Annotated in this window: 16 protein-coding genes, 2 tRNA genes and 1 pseudogene; 6 read left to right on the top strand and 13 right to left on the bottom strand. The window is 63.8% G+C overall.

Annotation, left to right across the window (positions count from 1 at the left end; genetic code table 11):
• Window positions 1–154: 154 nt before the first annotated feature.
• The 7 genes from AC3CB8_RS22015 to AC3CB8_RS21985 form a co-directional block, all read right to left on the bottom strand.
• On the bottom strand, window positions 155–1297 hold the full coding sequence (locus AC3CB8_RS22015) for a slipin family protein (protein WP_352564782.1): 1143 nt from the start codon (window positions 1295–1297) through the stop codon (window positions 155–157).
• Between the two features lie 346 nt (window positions 1298–1643).
• Window positions 1644–1712 (bottom strand) — tRNA-Asn (locus AC3CB8_RS22010).
• 2 nt (window positions 1713–1714) lie between these two features.
• Window positions 1715–1789: transfer RNA gene (locus AC3CB8_RS22005), tRNA-OTHER, on the bottom strand.
• A gap of 227 nt (window positions 1790–2016) precedes the next feature.
• Entirely contained in the window at window positions 2017–2565 is a 549-nt protein-coding gene (locus AC3CB8_RS22000) for a histidine phosphatase family protein (protein ID WP_023791678.1), read from the bottom strand.
• 93 nt (window positions 2566–2658) lie between these two features.
• Window positions 2659–3096: a hypothetical protein gene (locus AC3CB8_RS21995; protein WP_352564784.1), complete on the bottom strand. Its 438-nt coding sequence runs from the start codon at window positions 3094–3096 to the stop codon at window positions 2659–2661.
• Complete coding sequence (locus AC3CB8_RS21990; protein WP_352564786.1) at window positions 3089–4006, bottom strand: hypothetical protein; 918 nt, start codon at window positions 4004–4006, stop codon at window positions 3089–3091. The genes AC3CB8_RS21995 and AC3CB8_RS21990 overlap by 8 nt, the downstream gene beginning before the upstream one ends.
• Window positions 4003–5652, bottom strand: coding sequence for a caspase family protein (locus tag AC3CB8_RS21985; protein WP_245275472.1), 1650 nt, complete (start codon window positions 5650–5652; stop codon window positions 4003–4005). The genes AC3CB8_RS21990 and AC3CB8_RS21985 overlap by 4 nt, the downstream gene beginning before the upstream one ends.
• Window positions 5653–5758: 106 nt before the next feature.
• Between AC3CB8_RS21985 and AC3CB8_RS21980 the strand changes: the two genes are divergently transcribed.
• From AC3CB8_RS21980 to AC3CB8_RS21970, 3 genes are all read left to right on the top strand, one after another.
• The gene (locus tag AC3CB8_RS21980; protein ID WP_352564788.1) at window positions 5759–6709 is read left to right on the top strand and encodes an AEC family transporter; all 951 of its coding nucleotides are present in this window, start codon (window positions 5759–5761) and stop codon (window positions 6707–6709) included.
• A gap of 182 nt (window positions 6710–6891) precedes the next feature.
• A complete protein-coding gene (locus tag AC3CB8_RS21975) occupies window positions 6892–8349 on the top strand; it encodes an NAD-dependent succinate-semialdehyde dehydrogenase (RefSeq protein ID WP_140661079.1) in 1458 nt (485 codons plus the stop codon).
• 87 nt (window positions 8350–8436) lie between these two features.
• Window positions 8437–9459: an aldose epimerase family protein gene (locus AC3CB8_RS21970; protein WP_023783140.1), complete on the top strand. Its 1023-nt coding sequence runs from the start codon at window positions 8437–8439 to the stop codon at window positions 9457–9459.
• Between the two features lie 5 nt (window positions 9460–9464).
• Here AC3CB8_RS21970 and AC3CB8_RS21965 read toward each other — a convergent pair whose 3' ends face one another.
• Window positions 9465–10388, bottom strand: coding sequence for a sugar kinase (locus AC3CB8_RS21965; RefSeq protein ID WP_023783141.1), 924 nt, complete (start codon window positions 10386–10388; stop codon window positions 9465–9467).
• Between the two features lie 150 nt (window positions 10389–10538).
• On the opposite strand from AC3CB8_RS21965, the gene AC3CB8_RS21960 reads away from it, so the two are divergent.
• Both AC3CB8_RS21960 and AC3CB8_RS21955 read left to right on the top strand, forming a co-directional pair.
• Window positions 10539–10988, top strand: coding sequence for a FixH family protein (locus tag AC3CB8_RS21960; protein WP_023769908.1), 450 nt, complete (start codon window positions 10539–10541; stop codon window positions 10986–10988).
• Between the two features lie 7 nt (window positions 10989–10995).
• Window positions 10996–12195, top strand: coding sequence for a cytochrome-c peroxidase (locus AC3CB8_RS21955; RefSeq protein ID WP_023783142.1), 1200 nt, complete (start codon window positions 10996–10998; stop codon window positions 12193–12195).
• A gap of 2 nt (window positions 12196–12197) precedes the next feature.
• Here AC3CB8_RS21955 and AC3CB8_RS21950 read toward each other — a convergent pair whose 3' ends face one another.
• Window positions 12198–12650 (bottom strand): Lrp/AsnC family transcriptional regulator, encoded by a 453-nt coding sequence (locus tag AC3CB8_RS21950; protein ID WP_023769910.1) that lies wholly within the window; start codon window positions 12648–12650, stop codon window positions 12198–12200.
• Window positions 12651–12812: 162 nt separating this feature from the next.
• On the opposite strand from AC3CB8_RS21950, the gene putA reads away from it, so the two are divergent.
• On the top strand, window positions 12813–16421 hold the full coding sequence (gene putA, locus AC3CB8_RS21945) for a bifunctional proline dehydrogenase/L-glutamate gamma-semialdehyde dehydrogenase PutA (protein WP_352564791.1): 3609 nt from the start codon (window positions 12813–12815) through the stop codon (window positions 16419–16421).
• Window positions 16422–16429: 8 nt separating this feature from the next.
• On the opposite strand, the gene hmuQ is transcribed toward putA, so the two are convergent.
• The 4 genes and pseudogenes from hmuQ to AC3CB8_RS21925 all read right to left on the bottom strand — a co-directional run bounded on the left by hmuQ (window position 16430) and on the right by AC3CB8_RS21925 (window position 20556).
• Window positions 16430–16744 carry a heme-degrading protein HmuQ gene (hmuQ, locus tag AC3CB8_RS21940; protein ID WP_352726270.1) on the bottom strand — a complete coding sequence of 105 codons (315 nt, stop codon included), beginning with the start codon at window positions 16742–16744 and terminating at the stop codon, window positions 16430–16432.
• 57 nt (window positions 16745–16801) lie between these two features.
• On the bottom strand, window positions 16802–17251 hold the full coding sequence (locus AC3CB8_RS21935) for an energy transducer TonB (protein WP_352596377.1): 450 nt from the start codon (window positions 17249–17251) through the stop codon (window positions 16802–16804).
• 692 nt (window positions 17252–17943) lie between these two features.
• Window positions 17944–18376 (bottom strand): annotated as a pseudogene (locus AC3CB8_RS21930) (hypothetical protein).
• A 2-nt stretch (window positions 18377–18378) separates the two neighbouring features.
• Entirely contained in the window at window positions 18379–20556 is a 2178-nt protein-coding gene (locus AC3CB8_RS21925) for a TonB-dependent hemoglobin/transferrin/lactoferrin family receptor (RefSeq protein WP_352596347.1), read from the bottom strand.
• Window position 20557 lies beyond the last annotated feature (1 nt).

Genomic DNA, 20557 nt, shown 5'->3' with positions numbered 1-20557 from the left:
GCGGAATCTGTCCGCATTCGTTTGGGCGCTGTCTAATCGGTTTTTCCCGGCAGGAAAAGGCCTGTTAAGCCGGGCGCAGATGGGTGGGATGCCCAGGAAACGCAAGAAGGGGCGCCGGTCGACCCGGCGGCCCTTCCGTTGACGCAACGTAAGCTCAACCGTCGCGGAGCTTGACCAGGTCGTTCAGCAGCCCGCCCGTTCCGTTGTGGACGGTCAGCCGCTCGACCTTGCCGGCGATGGTTTCCAGAGCCTCGAGCTCCTTCAGCCGCAGCATCACCGGGTTCTCCGCCATCACCTTGGCCGTGTTGAGCAGGGAACGCGTGGCGTTCGTCTCTTCGCGGCGGCGGATGACGTTGGCCTCGGCCTGCTTTTCGGCCGAAACCACCTGGTTGAGGATCTCGCGCATCTCACCCGGCAGGATGACATCCTTGAGCGCGATGTCGCTGACCTCGACCCCGATCTCGGCCATGTCGGCACGGACCTTGGCCGCCGCTTCCTCGTCGACCGTCACCTTCTTTTCGAGGATCTGGTCGAGGCTGAGCGCGCCCAGCGTCTTGCGGAACGCGTACTGCAGGGCGCGGTAGAGGGCCTCGGAGAAGTCCTTCACCGCGCTCACCGCCTTGACCGGATCGACGACCCGGTATTCGGCCGCGATGTTGACGCGGATCGTGACGCGATCCCTGGTCAGCACTTCCTGCCCGGCGACATCGAGCGACTGACGCTTGAGGTCGACGACCTTGATCTGCACCATCCGTCCGACGTTCCAGAAGCCGTGCACGCCAGCGGCAAGCGTCCGCACAAGGACACCGTCGATGAACAGCAGCCCGGCTTGGCCGTCGACAACCGGGTGAACGGACATCAATTCCGTCTTCCGAGCCTGGCCGAGCCGGCGCATGACCGCTGGATCGATGGCAAGATCGGCCGAGGTGTCGACAACCGTCACCTTCCACGGTCCGGCGTCCGTCCACAGCACCAGCTTACGGTCGGGGGCCTGCAAGGAATGCAGGTTGCCATCACGCTCGATGACCGCAACTTCCGTGCGCCCGGTGCGCACGACGGTGAAATGACGCGCGGCCACGTCCGGGAGCTTGTCGAACAACGCCTTCTCGTACGCCGAAACGAATTCCGGGCTCTTCAGATCGTGCCGGGACACCTCAAGGCTCTGGTTCCGGTTGGCGAGCCAGTGCTCACCCGGCAGCAGGACAGCCTTGATCTCTCCCTTGTAGAGAGTGAGGGCACGTTCGTTTTCCTTAACCAGGACGCGCTCGCGCCCAAGAACTGTATCGAGAATAGTCATTGTCTTACTCCTGTCGGGCATGGCCTATGCGGGCGTCACGTCATGCGTCGATCTTCCCTTCGTTTCTCGTTCACTTCCAATTCCGGACACGAATGGTCCGGGGACTGGCATCGATGCGCGGCGGGCCTGTGGGAGCGGATCGCGGGGCAGCGAAGCGGGCGCCGGAGCGAGCCTCCCTTGCCGGCATCGATGCGCCTTGACCATTACCGCGAGCCTGGCCGCGAGCCGATGGCATCGGACCTTTCGATACGTCCTGGCCCGAAGGCTTCGGCCGTCCGTCACGTCTTCAGCATTGCAGTCCCCGGACCGGTTCAGATAACACCTGGCAGGGTGCTGGCTTATCAGGCCAATGGAGAAGGATTTGAACCTTCGACAATCAGATTAACGATCTGATGCTCTACCCAACTGAGCTATCCGTGGTGTGGATGAAGGGACTCGAACCCTCGACCTCCGGACCCAAATCCGGCGCTCTCACCTCTGAGCTACATCCTCAATCCCAATCCCCGAAACGGCGCCGTATACAGGACTGCAAAGCAGCCTGCACGAGCGGAGACGAAAGCTCCAACCGCTGTGCTCGCTTCGGTTTCGTGACCGGGAGCGCGCCTATAGCCCCTGCGACTGGTTGTCGCAAGCGACATTGTCATGTCGAATTCGCGGCTTCTTCCGGCGGTGGCATTTCGGCAACACTCATGCCGCGCCCGCGATCGGGAGCAGTGGCCTCAGAAGGTGACGCGGCCAAGTACGCGCAAGCCGTCGCCTTGTGGCTCGACCACCACGGCTTCGCCTTCGCGGGGCGACACGCCGGTCAGCGCCACGATGTTTTCGAGATGGGTGACCAGGACCAGGTTGTCCGAGCCGGAATAGGCGCGAATTTCCTTCATGATGGCGGCGATCTGCGCTGCTTTCCGCGCGTCGTCACCTTTCAAGAGATCGAGCGGCGCGAACAGCTCCGGCTCGGCCTCGAAGGCGGTGCGCGCGGTGTCGAGGCAGCGGCAATAGCGGCTGGACAGGATGCGCTCGATGGGAGCCGCGCGCGCGGCAAACAGGGCGCCGATCTTGCTTGCCTGCTGCTTGCCGCGCGCCGACAGATTGACCTGGGTGGCGCAATTGCCGATGTCGAAATTGGCCGGGTCGGTGGTGCCGGTGACCATGGCGTGGCGCAGCAGCACGACATGGCCGCCATCGCGCAGCAGCGCCCAGCCAGCGTCCGTCGCGTGCGCGGCAGCGGGGACGACAAGCAGGAACAACGCCAAGGCTAACCGGATCATCGCCACCCTTCCGTGAGTCCGTATCGGGCTCCAACCATTCGCATATAGGGATTGGAAAGCGGGCACAAAGACAAGCCGGGCGTCAGCCGCGTCTCACGCCTCACATTTTGCGAGCTGCTGCTTCACCAGATCGATCTTCTGTTCGGTGAGCGGGATGGGGATCGTGTAGCCGGCTTCGGTAAAGCCCTGTTTGGCGTTCTCGAAGAATGCAATCGCCTTGAGGTATTCCGGCTTGCCGCCGCCATGGCTGGCGCGGTTCCAGCTGACATCGCCAAGGTTGTTCTGTTCGAAGGCCCACTGCAAGGGCTGGCTTTGCCTGGTGAACACTTTCAGCGTCGCCGTGAACGCCGCCTCGGCCTTATCGAGATATTTGCCGGTCCGTTCGATGTTGCCGAGGTTGAGCAGGCTCATGCCGATGCCGTTCTGGGCGTTGGCCCAGTCGACGGGGGCCGCCTCGAGGGTCAGCACTTCAAGTGCCGATCGCCGCGCGGCGATCGAATCCCGCAAGGTCCCGGCGTCGGCATTACTCATGCTCAACCAGTGCAGCGTCGAGCCGAGGCCGGCCTGGCTCAGCGCCCATTGCCGCGGGTTGGTGTCGCGTTTGTACTCGCGCAATGCGTCGCGGTAGGCGGCGATCGCCTCGCTGTAGTTCGGGTTTGTCCGTCACGCCGTCAAGAAGCTGCAGCGTGTTGCCGAGATTGTAGTAGCTCATCGCCCAGTCTAGCGGGAATTTTCGCCTGACATAGACCTGCCGGGCTGCCTGGAACGCCGCCGCCGACTGCTCCAGCCTGGCTGCATCGCGGGTGCGCTGGCCAAGTGTCAGGTAAATCGAGCCGAGATTGTTCTGCGCCGACGCCCAGTCCATCGGAAAGCGCTGCCTGGTGAACACCGTCAGCGCATCATCGTAGGCTGCCGCGGCCTCTTCGAGCGTGCCGGTGCCCATGTCGAAACGGGCGATACCACTCAGCGCATTGCCGAGGTTGAGCCGGCTGGTGGCCCACGAGACGGGGAATGTGTCGCGGGTTCGCACTTCGAGCGCGGCGCGGAAGGCGTCGGCGGCCTGGTTGATCCTGGCCTTGTCGTTGAGCTGGATGCCGAAGGTCGCAAGCGTATTGCCGAGATTGTTCTCGACCATCGCCCATTCGACCGGCGTTTTCTGGCGCGTGTATTCCTCGAGCGCCAGCCGGTAGGCCGCTTCCGCCTGCGCCAGATGCTCGCCGCCGGGTTCACGTTCGGAGAGTGCGTAGAGCGCGAGGCCAAGATTGTTCTGCGAGGAAGCCCAGTCGAGGGGAACCTTGTGGCGCGGGCGCTTCTCCAGTGTGGCGCGCATCGCCGCCACCGCCTCGTTCAAGCGCTTCGGGTCGCTCTCGCGTTCGCCGATCTTCGACAGCACGTTGCCGAGATTGTTCTGCGCGGCGGCCCAGTTGAGATCGTCTTTCACACGTTCGGCGCGGCCTCTTCAAGATGCGCGGTTTCGGTCTCTCGCTCGCCGATGTTCTGCAGCACCACGGCCATGTTATCGCGGGTGATGGCCCAGTCGCGATTCTGTTCGCCATTGGGAATGAAGTTCAAGATGGCGCGATAAGCGATCGCGTGCTGAAGTGCATCCAGGTCGCCGGTGGCGTAGCCATAGGAATTAAGCGCCTCCGCCTCCTGATTCTTGTAGTTCCAGCGAAGCTTGTCATCCCATTTCTCGGCCAGCGAGAACGCCTTGGCGTAGTCGCTGGCGGCCGATCTGTAGTCGAAGACCAGCGCCGAGGCGTCGGCCCGTTTGGCGTAGATCGCGGCATCGGCGATGCGCTTCCGCTTGATCAATTCCTCAGCCTGATCGACCGTGTCGTTGGTCTCCTCGACCCGCCCCACGGCATCGTCGAGGAATTTTCGCGCCGTGGCCATCGCACCCTGGCCGATGGCCTTGTCGGCGGAGGCGACCAGACGTTTGATATCCGGGTCGTCGGTGCGCAACGCGGCGCGCTCGGACATCATCTTCTTCAGGCGCTCGGCCTGCGCATCGAGCACTTTCCGCAGGTCGGTCGGATCTTCGGGGATTTTCTCGGTGCCGAGCGCCTTCAGCACGCCGTAGAGCGCGTCGAGCGGGACGCCTTCCTGCAGCGATGCCAGCTCCACCTGTGCCCGCTTGGGGTCGGGCAGATCGGAAATGGTCAGCAGCAACTGCCGCCGCTCGCCGGTGATCAGCCCGTCATCGCCGGTCGGCTCCGGCGGCGCGACACCGAAATAGAGTAGGCGGCGCAGGCTTTCGTTGACCCAGGGGCGCTGCTTGGTCTTGGTGTCGAGATAGACCTCCTCCGTCACCATGCGCATCACCGAGCCGAACTCGGTGCCTTTCATCGCCGCGAGGTGGCGCAGCAAAGCGGCCGCGTAGGGGCTGTTTTCACCAGCGGCGCCATCGAGCGCCGGACGGCCGGGTTCCGCGGCGAAGCCGATCACCGTGCCGAGGCTCGCATTGGCCGCCGGCGCGTTGCCGAGGGCCTTGGCGCCGCGCACTGGTTCCAGCCCGCCAGCTCCGATGGGCTCGGCCGAGGCGGTTGGCGCGCGCCGCACCATGGCATCGGCTGGAAACGGATTGGTGCGGCAGGCATCGAGCAGCATGATCGTCACCGGCACGGTTTTCCTCAATTCGTCCACGACGTCGGAAATCGGCACCAGTGCCTGATTGGCATCCTTGAGCGACGCAACATCGGCATCGACCGGGACCAGATAATTCTCGCCGCCGGCTTCGATGCCATGACCCGAATAATAGACGAGGGCTACGTCGGCGCCCTCGGCATCCTCGACGAAGCGTTCGAGGTCGCGCTTCAGCTTACTCGCATCGCGGTCGGTGACATTGCGGGCGTCGAAGCCGAGATCCGTCAACATCTTGGCCATGTCGCGAGCATCATTGGCCGGGTTGGGCAGGGCGGCGAGGTGTTCGTATCTGGACTGGCCAACGATCAGCGCCACGCCCTTGAGGTCTTTTGCCTCGACAGGCCGAAGCATCGACGCGGCAACGCAGACAAGCATGGCGACTAACAACGCCAGCCACGCACGCCGGAAAAGACGCGGTTTCGAGGTTTCGACAAAGGTCATTTGTCGTTCTGCCCTGATGATCCAAGCCATCTATAACCCCGCCAGCCGACGATGATCAAATTCGGGCGCGATTGCGCCGCGACCGTGGCTCGCCTATCCCTGAAAAATGTCTCCGCTTACCGAAACCGTCCTGTTCGTCTTCAGTCTTGTCGCGCTCGGCTATCTCGCCGGGCTCACGGGCTATTTGAGACCGGCGAGCGGCGAGGGGATATCCGACTTCGCGGTTTCGGTGGCAATGCCGCTGCTCTTGTTCCAGACCATGGTCAATGCCGATTTTCATGGCGTGGCGCCATGGCCGCTATGGGGTGCCTATTTCACCGCCGTGGCGATCACCTGGGCTGCCGGCCATGTCGTCACCACGCGGGTCTTCGGTCGCGATGCGCGCGCCGGGGTTGTCGGCGGGGTGTCGTCTGCCTACTCCAACGTCGTGCTGCTCGGCGCTCCCTTCATCCTTGGCATATTCGGTCCGAGCGGCTTCGAAGTGCTGTCGCTGCTGGTCTCGGTGCATCTGCCGATCATGATGATGGCTTCGATCGTGCTGTTCGAGATGTTCGGGCGCGGCAGCGGCGAACACGTCCATCCCCTGCGCGTTATCAGAAGTTTCCTCAGGCGGCTGTTCATCAATCCGCTGATCATCGGCATTGTGCTGGGGCTGGCATGGCGGCTCAGCGGCGTGCCGCTGCCTGGTCTCGCCATGCGCCTGGTGGATGCATTGGCAGATACGGCCGGGCCGGTGGCGCTGTTTGCCATCGGGCTCAGCCTGCGCCGCTTCGGGATATCAGGCAATGTCCGGCCGGCGCTGGCGCTTTCGGCGCTCAAACTGTTCCTGATGCCGGCACTGGTTCTTGCCTTCGTCTGGCTGCTCGGCCTGCCGCCCCTGACCGCCAAGGTGGCGGTCGTGGTGGCGGCGCTGCCCTCCGGCATCAATTCCTATCTCATCGCGGTGCAGTTCAACACCGGCCAGGCGCTGGCATCGAACCAGATGACCATCGCCACGGCCTGCGCGGCGATCACAACCGCTTTCTGGCTGACGGTTGTCCTGCATGTTTTCGGATAAGGTTGGCGACGGCGTACGCAACGCGCTCTCGTCTTGTGCTGGTCCAACCCCTATATGCCATCTTGCGATTGCTTGCGGGGCTTTCCCTAGGTTAAGAGCAATGGCTCCAGCGCGCGGTCCTGCCTGCGCTTTACCGAAGACATCCAGATAGCGGCCCGTGAGCGCCGAACGGAGGCTAGACCATGCTTCAGAAAACCAGCCATTTCATGCGGCAGGCCAATCTCATCAACGGGGAATGGGTGCAGGCCGACAGCGGCCAGACGGTCGATGTGAACAACCCGGCTACAGGTCTCAAGATCGGCACCGTACCGAAGTCGGGCAAGGCAGAAACTCGCCGCGCCATCGAGGCCGCCGATGAAGCTTTCAAAACCTGGCGCAAGACGACCGCGCTCGAGCGCTCGAAGCTGCTGCGCAAGCTGCATGACGCGATGATGGACAATCAGGACGTGCTCGCCGAACTGCTCACCATCGAGCAGGGCAAGTCGCTGTTCGAGTCCAAGGGCGAGATCGGTTCGGCTGCCGCCTACATCCTGTGGTTCGCCGAAGAAGGCCGCCGCACTTATGGCGATGTCGTGCCCTCGCCGTGGGCGGACCGCCGCATCCTGGTGACGAAAGAACCTGTCGGTGTCATCGCCGCCATCACGCCATGGAATTTCCCGTCCTCGATGCTGGCCCGCAAGCTCGGTCCCGCACTTGCCGCGGGCTGCACCGCTGTCGTCAAGCCGGCCTCGCAGACGCCATATTCCGGCCTTGCCTGGGGGGCGCTTGCCGAGGAAGTCGGCTTTCCCAAGGGCGTCGTCAACATCCTGACCGGCGCCGCCGGTGAGATCGGCGACGAGATTTGCGCCAATCCGCTGGTCAAGAAGATCACCTTTACCGGCTCCACCGAGGTCGGCAAGATCCTGATCCAGAAATCGTCGGTGACCGTCAAGAAGGTATCGATGGAACTCGGCGGCAACGCGCCCTTCATCGTCTTCGACGACGCCGATATCGAGCGTGCCGTGGCCGGCGCGATCACCGCCAAATATCGCAACTCCGGCCAGACCTGCGTTTGCACCAACCGCTTCCTGGTCCAGGCCGGCGTCTATGACAAGTTCGTCGAGAAACTCGCCGCGGCCAGCAACGGGCTGAAGGTCGGTTCCGGCCTGGAAGAGGGCGTCCAGCAGGGGCCCCTGATCGACGAGAAGGCGGTCGAGAAGGTCGAGGAGCTGATCGCCGACGCCACGGCCAAGGGCGGCAAGGTCGTCGCCGGGGGCAAGCGCCACGCGCTCGGCGGTTCGTTCTTCCAGCCGACGGTCATCGCCAACGCGACGCCGAAAATGCGCTTCATGAAGGAAGAGATCTTCGGCCCGGTCGCACCTGTGTTCAAGTTCGAGACCGAGGAAGAGGCCGTGGCGCTCGCCAACGACACAGAGTTCGGCCTTGCCTGCTACTTCTACACCGGCGACCTCGGCCGCGCCTTCCGGGTCATGGAAGGCCTGAAATACGGCATGGTCGGCGTCAATGAAGGGCTGATCACGACACCTGAAGCACCGTTCGGCGGCGTCAAGGAATCCGGACTTGGCAAGGAGGGCGGACATCAGGGCATCGAGGATTACCTCGATACGAAATATGTGTGCATCGGCGGCCTCGGCCTCTGATAGGCTAGTCCTGAGGCAGGCTCGTAAACCTGCCTCAAGGCTGAAGAACCAGCCGAAGTCCTTTGGATCCACTGACGTTTTGCGGGCATGATGATGAAGGACGGCGAGGTTTTCGGCACGACGCAGGCAGGCGAACCGGTCCGCCGCTTCACGATCACGGGCGGTGGCCTCACCGCCAACATCATCGGGCTCGGCGCCATCGTCCAGGACCTGCGCCTGGCCGGGCATGATGCGCCGCTGGTTCTCGGCTACGGCACTCTGGAAGCGTATGAGACCGATACTGGCTTCTTCGGGGCGGTGGTTGGGCGCTACGCCAACCGCATCGGCGACGCTCGTTTTACAATTGGCGGCAACCGCTATCAGACTGAGCGCAACTTCCTGGACAAGCATACGCTGCATGGCGGCTCGCAAGGCTATTCCCACCGGCCATGGACGGTTTCGCTGCATGGCAGGGACTTCGTCACGCTGACGCTGCATGATCCCGATGGCGCTATGGGCTTTCCCGGCGCGCTCGACGTTACCTGCACCTACCGGCTGAAAATCCCCGGCACTCTCAGCGTCGAACTGACGGCGACCTGCGAAGAGCCGACGCCGTGCAATCTCACCCAGCATTCCTATTTCAACCTCGACGATGGCGGCACGGGCGACATTCTCGACCACAGGATGATGCTGAACGCGGGCGCCTATCTGCCTGTCGACGGCGACATGATCCCGACGGGCGTGGTCAAGCCGGTCAACGGCACGCCCTTCGATTTTCGCCAGGCGCGACCGCTGCGCATGGAGACCGAGGGCGAACAGTTGCCCTACGACCAGAATTTCTGCCTGGCCGCGGCGCGCGGTCCGCTTAAGCAGGCAGCCTGGGTGCAAGGGGCGAGTTCCGGCGTCGAGATGGAAGTCTGGACCACCGAGCCCGGTGTTCAGCTTTATACCGGGCAGTATGTGACGCCACGCAGCGGCCTGGACGGACGGGGTTACAAGGCCTTCAGCGGCTTCTGTCTGGAGCCGCAGATATGGCCCGACGCGCCGAACCGGCCCTATTTCCCGCAGGCGACGCTATGGCCTGGCGCGATCTACCACCACGTGACGGAATATCGCTTCCGGCAGGGCTAACTTTTTCAGGATTGCTCGAACGCCGCCCGTAGCGTCTCGAACGGCGCCAGCGCGCCGCGGACCTGCACGACGGCGGCGGCGACGCGGTGCGCACGCTGGACAGCGTCCGCCGGGTCAATCCCGCCAAGCCGTGCGGCGAGATAGCCGCCGTTGAAGGAATCGCCCGCACCTGTCGTGTCCACGGGCGCAGCCACGTGGATTGCGGCGACCTCCCGCGGCGCTCCACCCTTGCCAATCAACGCCGGTGCCTCGCCGTTCTTGACCACGACCTCCTTGACCAATTGCCCGAGGCGCTCGGCGGTCGCCTGCGGTGTATCATCGCCGAACAGCATCTGCTCGTCCGGGAACGTCGGCAGCGCGATGTCGGTAACCGCAAGCGCCTCGGCAACCGCTGTTTGCGCGTCCTCGCGGTTGCGCCAGAGCCGTGGCCGATAATTTGGGTCGAAGGCAATCAGCGAGCCCGCCGCGCGCGCCTTTGCCACGGCGGCCAGCAGCGTCTTGCGCGCGGTCTCATCGAGAATTGCCAAAGTGATTCCGGAAAAGTACACAAGCGCCTGATTTTCCAAATTTTTCGCCAGTGCCGCCGGGTCCGACGCGAGCTGCCTGGCGGCGGCGTCACCGCGCCAGTAGGTGAAGGAGCGCTCGGCGCCGGTCAGCGTGATGGCATAGAGGCCAGGACGCGCGCCCGGTATGACCGGACTGGAGCCGATGCCGATGCCGTTTTCGGCGAAGAAGTCGATCTGACCCTGCGAGAAAGGGTCGTCGCCGAAGGCCGAGACATAGGTTGCCGGCCGGCCAGCGCTTAGCGCATGCAAGGCCCACAGCGTGTTGAACGTGTCGCCGGCAAAGCCCATGCGCCAGTTCGGCCCGGTCTGGCCCGACAGTTCCAGCATGCATTCGCCGATCGAGGCGACGCCGTTTCCCACCATCTGCAATCCTCCAGTGCTTTCGGTGCTGTAGCTTTTTGCCGGACGCGGCGCCATGCTTGGCAAGCAGGCTTTTTCCGCCACAGCGTTTTCCCACAGGCCGGCGGGATGCGATCCGCCCGGCAGGACGTTATCCGCGAAAGAGGAACCGGTTTGGCATCATTATGGCGTTATCTCCTGGCAGGTCTTGGTCTGGCTGCTTTGCTGGTCGGCGTTCTCGCCGCCGTCTATCTGACCGCGCCGCATTCGGCACAGCCCGTCGGCCCGGATGTCTCGCGGACGAAAAAAACCGACAACGGGCTGTACGTAGCGAGTTTCGTGCCGGAACGGGGCGTCGTGCGGCAGGGCGAACTGGAATCCTGGCTGCTGACGCTGAAGACGAAGACAGGGGCCTCGGTGGAACGAGCCGCGATTGCCATCTCCGGCGGCATGCCGCAACACAATCACGGTCTGCCGACCAGCCCGCAGGCGACCGACTATCTAGGCCAGGGACGCTACCGCATCGAAGGGGTGAAATTCACCATGAGCGGCTGGTGGCAACTGCGTTTCGCCATATCATCCGGCGCGGGCTCCGACACGGTGCTGTTCAACGTGGTGCTGTGAGCGGTCGATGAAGCGCTTTTTCTGCTTTTTGGCACTGACGGTGGCAGCCATCCTTGCCGGTTGCGGCAAGCCGGATTTTTCCGATGCCGAGAAGAAGACGATTGCATCGCTCGCGCTGAATACGCTGCCGGCGCTGAAGCCTGATACCACCAACCGCTTCGCCGATGAGCCGGCCGCGGCCGCGCTCGGCTCGACGCTGTTCTTCGACGTCGGGATGAGCCGCGACGGTACGGTGTCCTGCTCGACCTGCCACAAGATCGACCGGCAGTTCCAGGACGACCTGCCGCAGGCGGTCGGGGTCGGCCACACCAACCGGCGCACCATGCCGCTGGCCGGCGTGGCGCGGGACCCCTGGTTTTTCTGGGACGGACGGCGCGACAGCCTGTGGGCGCAGGCGCTGACACCGCTCGAAAACCCGTTGGAACAGGCGGGAAACCGTGCTGCCTACGCGCATTACGTGAAGGCGCGTTTCGGCGAACGCTATGAGCGCATCTTCGGGCCATTGCCTGATTTATCCAGCATTCCGCCAAATGCCAGCCCGCTTGGAAGCGATGCCGAAAAAACCGCCTGGAACGCGATGAGCGACGCGCAGCGTGATGCAATCAACGGCGTCTATGCCAACATCGGCAAGGCGATCGCCGCTTTCGAACGCTCGATCGAGCCGGCACCGACACGCTTCGACCGCTTTGCGCTGGACCTTGCGACAGGTGCCGAGCCGAAAGGCGATGCCGTCTTTTCCACGGAGGAAATCCTTGGGTTGAAACTGTTCATCGGCAAGGCCAATTGCGTGACCTGCCACAACGGCCCGCGCTTCACCGACAACGGTTTTCACAACACGGGCGTGTCGCCTGTTGCGGATCTGCAGCAGGACCGCGGGCGCGTCGATGCGGTGGCTCAGGTCGAGGCCGACCCGTTCAACTGCTTCGGCGCCTATCGCGATGGCGAGGCCAGTGCCTGCGGCGAGCTGCGCTTCATGGTCAAGGATGCGTCGGAACTTGTGCGCGCCTACAAGACGCCGTCGCTGCGCGGTGCGGCGACGCGGCCGCCTTACATGCACGCCGGGCAATTTTCATCGCTCGACGAGGTCGTCGCTCACTATGCCAAGGCTGGGCCAAGCGTCGAGGGCACTTCTGAAATTCACCCGCTGGAGCTCTCGTACCGCGAGCGCGCCGCACTGGTGGCGTTCCTGAAGACGCTATCGGAATAGGGTTACCTGTCCTTGACCGTCTCCATCGCCACGAAGGTGGAGGTCTGGGCGACGTGGGGCAGGGCGGAGATGCGCTCACCGAGCACGCGGCGATAGGCGGCGATGTCCTTCGTGCGGACCTTCAGGAGATAGTCGAAGCTCGACGCCATCATGTGGCACTGCTCGATCTCCGGCACGGCCTGGACAGACCGGTTGAAAGCGTCGAGCGCGGCGGATCGGGTGTCCGATAATTTCACCTGAACGAAAGCGACATGGCCTTCGCCCATGCGCTCGCGGTCGATGATCGCCTGGTACCCCCTGATATAGCCGTCCTTCTCCAGCCGCTTTACCCGCGCCTGCACCGGTGTCTTCGACAGGCCGACCTTGGCCGCCAGTTCCGACATCGAAAGCCGGCCGTTGCCGGCCAGTGCCGACAGGATGTTCCTGTCGATGCGGTCCAATTGATCTTCTGTCATCGAAACCGCAGCCTGAATGAGCAATTTTTGGCAACATCATAGGTCAATTGAGCTGCCCTGTCGATTTTTTCAGACCGCCTGAAATCTGGTACTTGTGCTAGCTTGCGCCATTCGGTCCGGTGACCGCCGGCCCGTTCCCTTGTGCTTGCTCATAGGACCGCCATGCCGCTCGACGCCATCCGCCAGCAGATCCGCGCCAATTATTTGCCCGACGAAGAGGCAGCGGTTAAGCGATTGGCCGAGGCGGCCGGGCTTTCGGCCGGAGACCGTAAGGCGATCTCGGCGCGGGCGGCCGACCTGGTGCGAGCGGTGCGGGGTTCGTCCGATCCACGGCTGATGGAAGTCTTCCTCTCGGCCTACGGCCTCTCCACCAAGGAAGGCGTGGCGCTGATGTGCCTGGCCGAGGCGCTGCTGCGCGTGCCCGACACAGAGACGATGGACGATCTCATCGCCGACAAGATCGCCCCGCACGACTGGTCGGCGCATTCGGGCGGTTCGAGTTCGATCTTCGTCAACGCCTCGACCTGGGCGCTGATGCTGACCGGCCGCGTGCTCGAGGAAGGTGAAGGCGGTATCGAAGGCACGCTGCGCTCGATGGTGCGCCGGCTGGGCGAACCGGTCATTCGCAAGGCGGTGGCCGCCGCCATGCGCGAGATGGGCGAGCAGTTCGTGCTTGGCCGCACGATCGCGGAAGCCGTCAAGCGCGGCCGGCCGATGACGCAGAAGGGTTATCTCTACTCCTTCGACATGCTGGGCGAGGCGGCCCGCACCGAGGCGGACGCGCTGCGCTATCACAAGGCCTATGCCGACGCCATTTCCTCGCTCGATGCCGGCTCGAACGGGCCAGATATCCGCCAGAACCATGGCATCTCCGTCAAGCTTTCGGCGCTGCATCCACGCTACGAAGAAGCGCAAAAGGAAGAGATGCTGCCTGTCATGGCCGAACGACTGTTGTCGTTGGCCCTGGCCGCACGGCATTCGCGGATGGGCCTCAACATCGACGCCGAGGAGGCCGACCGGCTCGACCTGTCGCTCGACGTGATCGAGCGGGTGCTGGCCGAGCCGGAACTCGCCGGCTGGAACGGCTTTGGCGTCGTCGTGCAGGCCTATGGTCCGCGCGCGGCTTTCACCATCGATTGGCTGTATGCCCTGGCCAAGAAGCATAATCGCAACATCATGGTCCGGCTGGTCAAGGGTGCCTATTGGGACACGGAGATCAAGCGGGCGCAGACACTCGGGCTTGCCGGCTATCCCGTGTTCACGCGCAAGGCCAACACCGATGTCTCCTACATGGCTTGCGCGAAAAAGCTGCTTGGCATGACCGACCGCATCTATCCGCAGTTCGCCACTCATAACGCGCACACCGTCGCCGCCATCCTGTCGATGGCTGACAATCGTGACACCTTCGAATTCCAGCGCCTGCATGGCATGGGCGAGGCCTTGCACGAAACGGTGCGCAAGGCCGAAGGCACGCGTTGCCGTATCTATGCGCCGGTCGGCGCGCATTCGGACCTGCTGGCTTACCTGGTCCGCCGGCTCCTGGAAAACGGCGCCAACTCCTCCTTCGTGCACCAATTGACCGACGAGGAGGTCGAGCCGGAGGATATCGCGCGCGATCCGCTGGAAACGATCGAAAGCCAGGGGTCCGCCATCAATCCGGCGATTGCCCGGCCTTCGCGAATATTTGGGATCGGGCGCCGCAACTCGAAGGGGTTCGACATCACCGACACGGTGACGCTGGCGGCGATCGAGCAGGCCAGAGCGGCATTCGCGGGTCCCGATCGCTGGCAGGCCAAGCCGATCACGCGCGCCGCCGGCTACGGCAAGCAGCGCCCGATCCTCAATCCGGCAAAGCCTTCCGAGGTGGTCGGCACGGTTCACGAGGCCGCCGCCAAGCAAGTCGCGACCGCCGTGCGCATGGCTGTCGAGGCGCAGCCGGCCTGGGCTAAACGCCCCGTCGCCGAGCGTGCCGCTATCCTCAACCGCGCCGCCGATCTTTACGAGGCCAATGCCGTCGAGTTCTTCGCGCTCGCCACGCGCGAGGCCGGCAAATCGCTGGCCGACGGCGTCGCTGAAGTGCGCGAGGCGGTCGACTTCCTGCGTTATTACGCCACCGAGGCGGCGAACGCCGAAACGGGCACTCAAGCGCGCGGCGCCATCGTCTGCATCTCGCCGTGGAATTTCCCACTCGCCATCTTCACCGGCCAGATCGCGGCAGCACTCGTCACCGGCAATTCAGTGATCGCCAAGCCAGCGGAGCAGACCCCGCTGATCGCCTTCCGCGCCGTCGAGATGCTTCGCGAGGCCGGCGTGCCGGAAGACGTTATCCAACTCCTGCCAGGGGACGGCCCGACGGTCGGTGGCCCGCTGACAGCGGACCCGCGTATTGCCGGCGTCTGCTTCACCGGCTCGACCGAGGTCGCCAAGCTGATCGAAAAGCAATTGGCCGAGACCGCGGCGCCGGCCGCCATGCTGATCGCCGAGACCGGCGGCCTCAACGCAATGATCGTCGATTCCACGGCACTTCCCGAGCAGGCGGTGCGTGACATCCTCGCGTCGGCTTTCCAGAGTGCCGGCCAGCGCTGCTCGGCGTTGCGCGTGCTCTATGTCCAGAAAGACGTCGAGAAGAAGATGTTGGAGATGCTGAAAGGCGCCATGGAGGCGCTTAACGTCGGCGATCCCTGGCGGATTTCGACCGATGTCGGTCCGGTGATCGACGATGAAGCGCAAAGTTCGATCCGCGATTATTGCACGACTATGGGCCTGCAGGGCCGGCTGATCGCTAAACTTGAGGCGCCCAAGGATGGCCGCTTCGTCGCGCCGCATGTCTTCCGGGTCAAGGGCATTGAGGAGATGGAGCGCGAAGTGTTCGGGCCGGTGCTGCACGTCGCGACCTTCGACGCCGACCAGATCGACAGCGTCATCGCCGCCATCAACCGCAAGGGCTACGGCCTGACCTTCGGCCTGCACACCCGTATCGAGGGCCGGGTGCAGCATTTCGTCGACGGCATTCATGCCGGCAACATCTATGTCAACCGCAACCAGATCGGCGCTGTCGTCGGTTCGCAGCCATTTGGCGGCGAGGGCCTGTCCGGCACCGGACCAAAGGCCGGTGGGCCGCACTATCTCAGGCGTTTCCGCAAGGGGCCCGAAGCGGGCACGGAAGTCGGCGAAGGCCATAAGGTGACGGCGACCGAACTGGCCGACAATCTGCCCGATCCCGCTCTCGGCGGCTGGTCGACGCGGCCGGACCGGGTCGCCATCCTGAGGAAGCATCTGCGCGGCAAGGGCGCGGCCGCGATCGGTGCCGCCGCCGGCATTGATTTCGGCCAGGTCGATCTGCCCGGGCCGACCGGCGAGGCCAACACGCTGTCGCTGTCGCCGCGCGGCCGGGTGCTGTGCCTGGGACCGGACGGCGACACGCTGCTGGCGCAGACCATCCAGGCGCTCGCCGCCGGCAATGCGGTGCTGGCCGTTGCGCCTGGTGCACCGGCGGTGCTCTCGGCATTGACCGGCAAAGGCCTGCCGCTGGCGGCCATCGACGGCCGCCCCGATCCTGTCGAGGCGCGCTCGCTGCGCGTCGATGTGGTTGCTTTTTCAGGCACGCCCGAGGCGGCGCGCATCGTGCGCAAGGTCATCGCCGAGCGCAGCGGGCCGATCATCCCGCTGGTCAGCGAGGTGCTTTATCCCGCGGCCTATGCGCATGAGCGAGCGGTCTGCGTCGACACGACCGCCGCGGGCGGCAATGCCAGCTTGTTGGCCGCCGCATAGGTCGATATCTACGCGCCCTCGACGACGGAAAAACCCTCGAATTGCGGGTGGCCGAGATAGTGGACTTTCGTCATGCCGACATTCCGGTGGGCGGCGCGGAAATTCTCCGACTTGGTCCAGGCGACGAAATCATCGTGAGTTGCCCACACCGTGTGCGACGCAAACAGCGTGTAGCCCTCGGTCTCGTTGACCGGACCGCGCAGCAGGTGGAACTCGCGAAAACCCTTCATGTCGGCCAGGCTGGAGTGGCGGTTCTTCCACACGGCTTCGAAGTCGCGCTCCGAGCCGGTCTGGACCTTAAAGTGGTTCATGGCGATGTACATGGGATCTCTTTCATGCGGATGTTGATGGTTGCGCCGCAACGTCTGTTCCGGGCCTGGTCAAAACGGGCCGATCCCGACCTCGAACTCCAAGCTCGGGTTCGATGCCTGTGACGGAATTGGAGGGAAGGGAGCGGCCTTGCGCACGATGCCAAGCGCGGCCTCGTCGAAAGTCGGCGATCCTGAGCTTTCCAGAATGCGCAACTGGTCTATGTTGCCCTTCCTGCCTATGGCGAATGCCACAACCGCATTGTTACGCGCGGCCAGTTGCAGCGAAGGCGGGAGAGTACGATTGACGCTGCCGAGCTTTCGAAAGACGTTGCCGCGGTAGCTGTCTTCCGCGGCGCCGCCCGGGTCTTTTTGCCTCTTGCCCTTGCTGGCCGCTTCCGCCAGCCGGTCCTGGCCATCGGCCGTGCCGCTCCGTTCCTCCGCTCGAGCAGTCGCAGGGGCAGCCGTTGGAGTTGGCCTTGCAACGGGGATCGGCGGTTGGTTCGGAACGGTGACAGGCATTTCGCTGGTTTCGGCCTGGGCGTTCGGCTGTGCCGGCGTTTCTGTCCTGGCAGCCACGCTCTGGTCATCCGGGCGCGGGGTTGCCGCCACCAGTATGTCCGGCGTGGCCACGGGCTGTTTGACCGGTTCCGCCGAGGGCTCCGAAGCCTGCTTCGCGGCGTCCCGGGCAGGCTCGGGAGCGTGTGTCATCGGTTCCTGCGCGGGCTGAGAATGTTGGGTCGGTGCCGGCCCGGCCGCCTTTGCCGGATGAGGCTTGGCCGTCGGCAGGGGCGGCACCAGCGTGACATTCATTGCCGCCGGGTCCTTGTCCAATGCACTGCCTGCGACCTTGTCACCTTTGTGATCGCCGCCTTCCGACTGCTCTGCCTCCCTGGAATCGAACCTGCCGGCGGACGAGATCAGAAAAGCCGCCGCCACGCCGGCATGGAGCAGGCAGGAGATGGCTATCGCAGCCTGCCACTTGCCGTTGCTGGCTTGCGCTCGCGCCTGGGCAAGTCGCTCTGCCGGCGCTATTGCCAGCTCGTTGCCAGCGTCGGGGGAAGGACTGATTTCCTGCATGTCGCGGGCGCGAAATTGCAGCGATGCGCCTAGACTTGTCAAATCAAGATCGGTTGCCTCAACCGGTAACCAATCGAAGCCAGGCCAGCGACCCTGCCACGGTTTTTCCTGGGAATGCGGGATGCGGTCCCGCCTCAGGCGCCGAAAGCGAGGCGGGTCTTGGTGTCCGTCCTCAGCTTGCGCGCAGGCAGTTGGTTCGACGCCCGTGCCAGCGCAATCCGTCGCGCTGTTGATCAGTACGCGGCCCACCCTGGTGCAGTCGGTGCCGGCCAGGTCTAAGCGCGTCACCTTGGTCTTGCCGTGCGGCAGGTCCTTGAAATCGAGCACGGTCAGCCGGTCGACGACGCCGGCCTCGTTGAACAGGGCGATCTCGAACGCCGCCTTGGTCAGGTCGGCGCCGAGATTGTTGCTGACCAGGAAGGTCAGCCGGCAGCCCTTGTCGGAAGGCTGCGCGGCATTAAAGTTCGAGGGTCAGGACCGGCGCGGACTGCTCAGCCACGGAACTGTCGTCAGCGACATCGCCAGCGTCGAGGTCAGCGGACGAAGGGATGTCGTCAAGCGCGTCATGGTCAGCCTCCAAAGCGCATGGTTGCCGCCAGCTTCAGCGTGATACCGGGTTCGTAGACCGCAATTGTGGTGCTGCCGTTCAGCGGATTGGCGTATTTGACGTCGAACAGATTGTCGGCGCGGAAATCGACTTTCAGATCGTCGGTCGCCTGATAGCTGGCGAAAGCATTGACCAGTGTGTAGTCCGCCGCGACGGCATTGCCCTTCGGCTTGCCGTTATACTGCACCTCACCGCCGACGGTCAGCTTGTCCTCGAGGAAACGCAGGCCTAGCTGAGCGGTGACCTGAGAGGAGGGAATAGTGGCGAGGTCGGCTTCCACACCCTTGTAGGAAACGGTGTGGCCATCCGTGATCGAGGCCGAGAGGCCGGCATAGCCCCATGCCGCGTCATAGACGCCTTCCAGCTCGAAACCGTTGATCTTGGCCTTGGCGAAATTTTGATACTGGAAGCAGATCGGGATTCCGGGGCCGAAGGGGCAGCCACTGCCTGGAGCGAACGGCGACAGCGTTACGCCGTCGATATAGTCGTCGACATCGTTGTTGAAATAGGCTGCTTTCAGGCGCAAGGCGTCGCCCGGCTCGAAGATATCGTTCTGCTTGTAGTTGACGCCGAGCTCGGTCGTCTTGCCGGTCTCGGGCCGCAGATTTGGATTGGGCAGGAATGGGAAGCTGACGCCGGCCGGATGATTGCCGCTGATCAGCGTTTCCGTGATCGAGGGAGAGCGGTAGCCTTCCGCATAAGTGCCGTAGAATTGCAGGCCGGCAAGCCCGCCGCTGTTGAATGGCGAGACACCGACGGTGACGCGCGGGGATAGCCTGTCGCCGGAAATATCATGCGTGTCATCCTTCAGGCTGTAGCTGTCGTAGCGCAGGCCAGCGATGACTTCGAGCCAGTCCCAGGTGAGCTTGTCCTGGACATAGGCGCCGGACACGTTGCGCTTGCCCGACGGCGTGTAGAAACTGTCGCCCCCGGCCGCGCCACCCGTCTTGACGTTGTCGCCGACCCAATCGCCGCCATAGGTCAGTTCATGCGCGATGCCGTTCGTTTCGAACCGCGACGTGTTCCAGATATCGATGCCGGTCGTGCCGACATCGAATGTCGACAGTGATCCTGCCGGCAGCACCACGGGAAGACCGGTCACCGGATCGAACCGGTTCTGCGGCGCGAGACTGGTCAGGTCGAGATTGGTCTTGTTGTAGGACGTGTTGATATGGAGATCGAGCCAGCTCTTGTCTTCGTCCGTGATGTTGTAGCGGGCCGTGAAGGTGTTCGACTTCAGGTCGACATCGTTGACCGGCACGCCGCCGCTGGTCTCGTCCCAGTCGTCGCTCGAACCGACCCAGCCGAGCTTGAGCTCACTGTTCTCGGTTGGCCGGACGGTCGTGTTGAGCAGGCCGCTCAGCACGTCGAAGCCGGTGCCGTTGACGGTGTCGCCGTCGCCGTCCTTGTAGTTGTCGTAGTCGCGGTAAACGATGTTGCCCAACACGTCCCAGTTCTCATTGATGCGATAGGCACCGGTGGCGCTGGTGGTCCAGCCCTTGCCGTTGCTCTCGTATCGTCCGGTGACGGAACCGGCCCAGGTCTCGTCGGGCTTGAGGAAATCGACCGCATCCTTGGTGTCGAAGAAGACGACGCCGCCAATGGCGCCGGAGCCATAGGTGTTGGCGACAGGACCACGGATCACGTCGACGGATTTGACGAGCTCGGGATCGATGTAGAAGGTCGACTGGGTGCCGTGGTCGGAACGCTGGAAATTCTGACGCGCGCCATCGACGATCACCGCGACGCGGCCGAAATCCTGCAGGCCGCGGATGTTGATGCTGGTGCTGACGCGCCTGGCGTCGGCCTGTGCAGCGACACCAGGCACACCGAGAAGCATCTCGTTCGGCGTCGTCGCCATTCGGCGATCGAGCTGTTCCTGGTCGACATGGCTGGCCGAGGCCAGCGACTGAATCGCCGTTTCACCTGTGCGGCTGAGCACCAGGATCTTGTCGAGAAGCGTAGCGCCCGCTAGGGCTGCCCTTTGCTGTTCAGCCCCTTTCGATTGATCAGTCGGGTGCGTCGCCTGTTGCGCGTGCGCCGATGGCGCGGATAGAGCGATCGCCGCCACGCTTGCGAGCAAAGCCGCCGCACCGTTCGCCGCCGAACGGCCGCGCCATTCCCTAACTATCAACCCCATG

The organism is Mesorhizobium sp. P160927, from assembly GCF_057766385.1.
The sequence above is the reverse complement of the archived record's forward strand: the minus strand, read 5'-3'. Positions and strand labels throughout refer to the sequence as shown.

Excerpts from the sequence above, each read along its gene's own strand:
- AC3CB8_RS22015 (WP_352564782.1), bottom strand. The coding sequence starts at position 1,297 with ATGACTATTCTCGATACAGTTCTTGGGCGCGAGCGCGTCCTGGTTAAG.
- AC3CB8_RS22000 (WP_023791678.1), bottom strand. The coding sequence starts at position 2,565 with ATGATCCGGTTAGCCTTGGCGTTGTTCCTGCTTGTCGTCCCCGCTGCC.
- AC3CB8_RS21995 (WP_352564784.1), bottom strand. The coding sequence starts at position 3,096 with ATGAGTAATGCCGACGCCGGGACCTTGCGGGATTCGATCGCCGCGCGG.
- AC3CB8_RS21985 (WP_245275472.1), bottom strand. The coding sequence starts at position 5,652 with ATGACCTTTGTCGAAACCTCGAAACCGCGTCTTTTCCGGCGTGCGTGG.
- AC3CB8_RS21980 (WP_352564788.1), top strand. The coding sequence starts at position 5,759 with ATGTCTCCGCTTACCGAAACCGTCCTGTTCGTCTTCAGTCTTGTCGCG.
- AC3CB8_RS21975 (WP_140661079.1), top strand. The coding sequence starts at position 6,892 with ATGCTTCAGAAAACCAGCCATTTCATGCGGCAGGCCAATCTCATCAAC.
- AC3CB8_RS21970 (WP_023783140.1), top strand. The coding sequence starts at position 8,437 with ATGATGATGAAGGACGGCGAGGTTTTCGGCACGACGCAGGCAGGCGAA.
- AC3CB8_RS21965 (WP_023783141.1), bottom strand. The coding sequence starts at position 10,388 with ATGGTGGGAAACGGCGTCGCCTCGATCGGCGAATGCATGCTGGAACTG.
- AC3CB8_RS21955 (WP_023783142.1), top strand. The coding sequence starts at position 10,996 with ATGAAGCGCTTTTTCTGCTTTTTGGCACTGACGGTGGCAGCCATCCTT.
- AC3CB8_RS21950 (WP_023769910.1), bottom strand. The coding sequence starts at position 12,650 with ATGACAGAAGATCAATTGGACCGCATCGACAGGAACATCCTGTCGGCA.
- putA (WP_352564791.1), top strand. The coding sequence starts at position 12,813 with ATGCCGCTCGACGCCATCCGCCAGCAGATCCGCGCCAATTATTTGCCC.
- hmuQ (WP_352726270.1), bottom strand. The coding sequence starts at position 16,744 with ATGTACATCGCCATGAACCACTTTAAGGTCCAGACCGGCTCGGAGCGC.
- AC3CB8_RS21935 (WP_352596377.1), bottom strand. The coding sequence starts at position 17,251 with ATGCCTGTCACCGTTCCGAACCAACCGCCGATCCCCGTTGCAAGGCCA.
- AC3CB8_RS21925 (WP_352596347.1), bottom strand. The coding sequence starts at position 20,556 with ATGGGGTTGATAGTTAGGGAATGGCGCGGCCGTTCGGCGGCGAACGGT.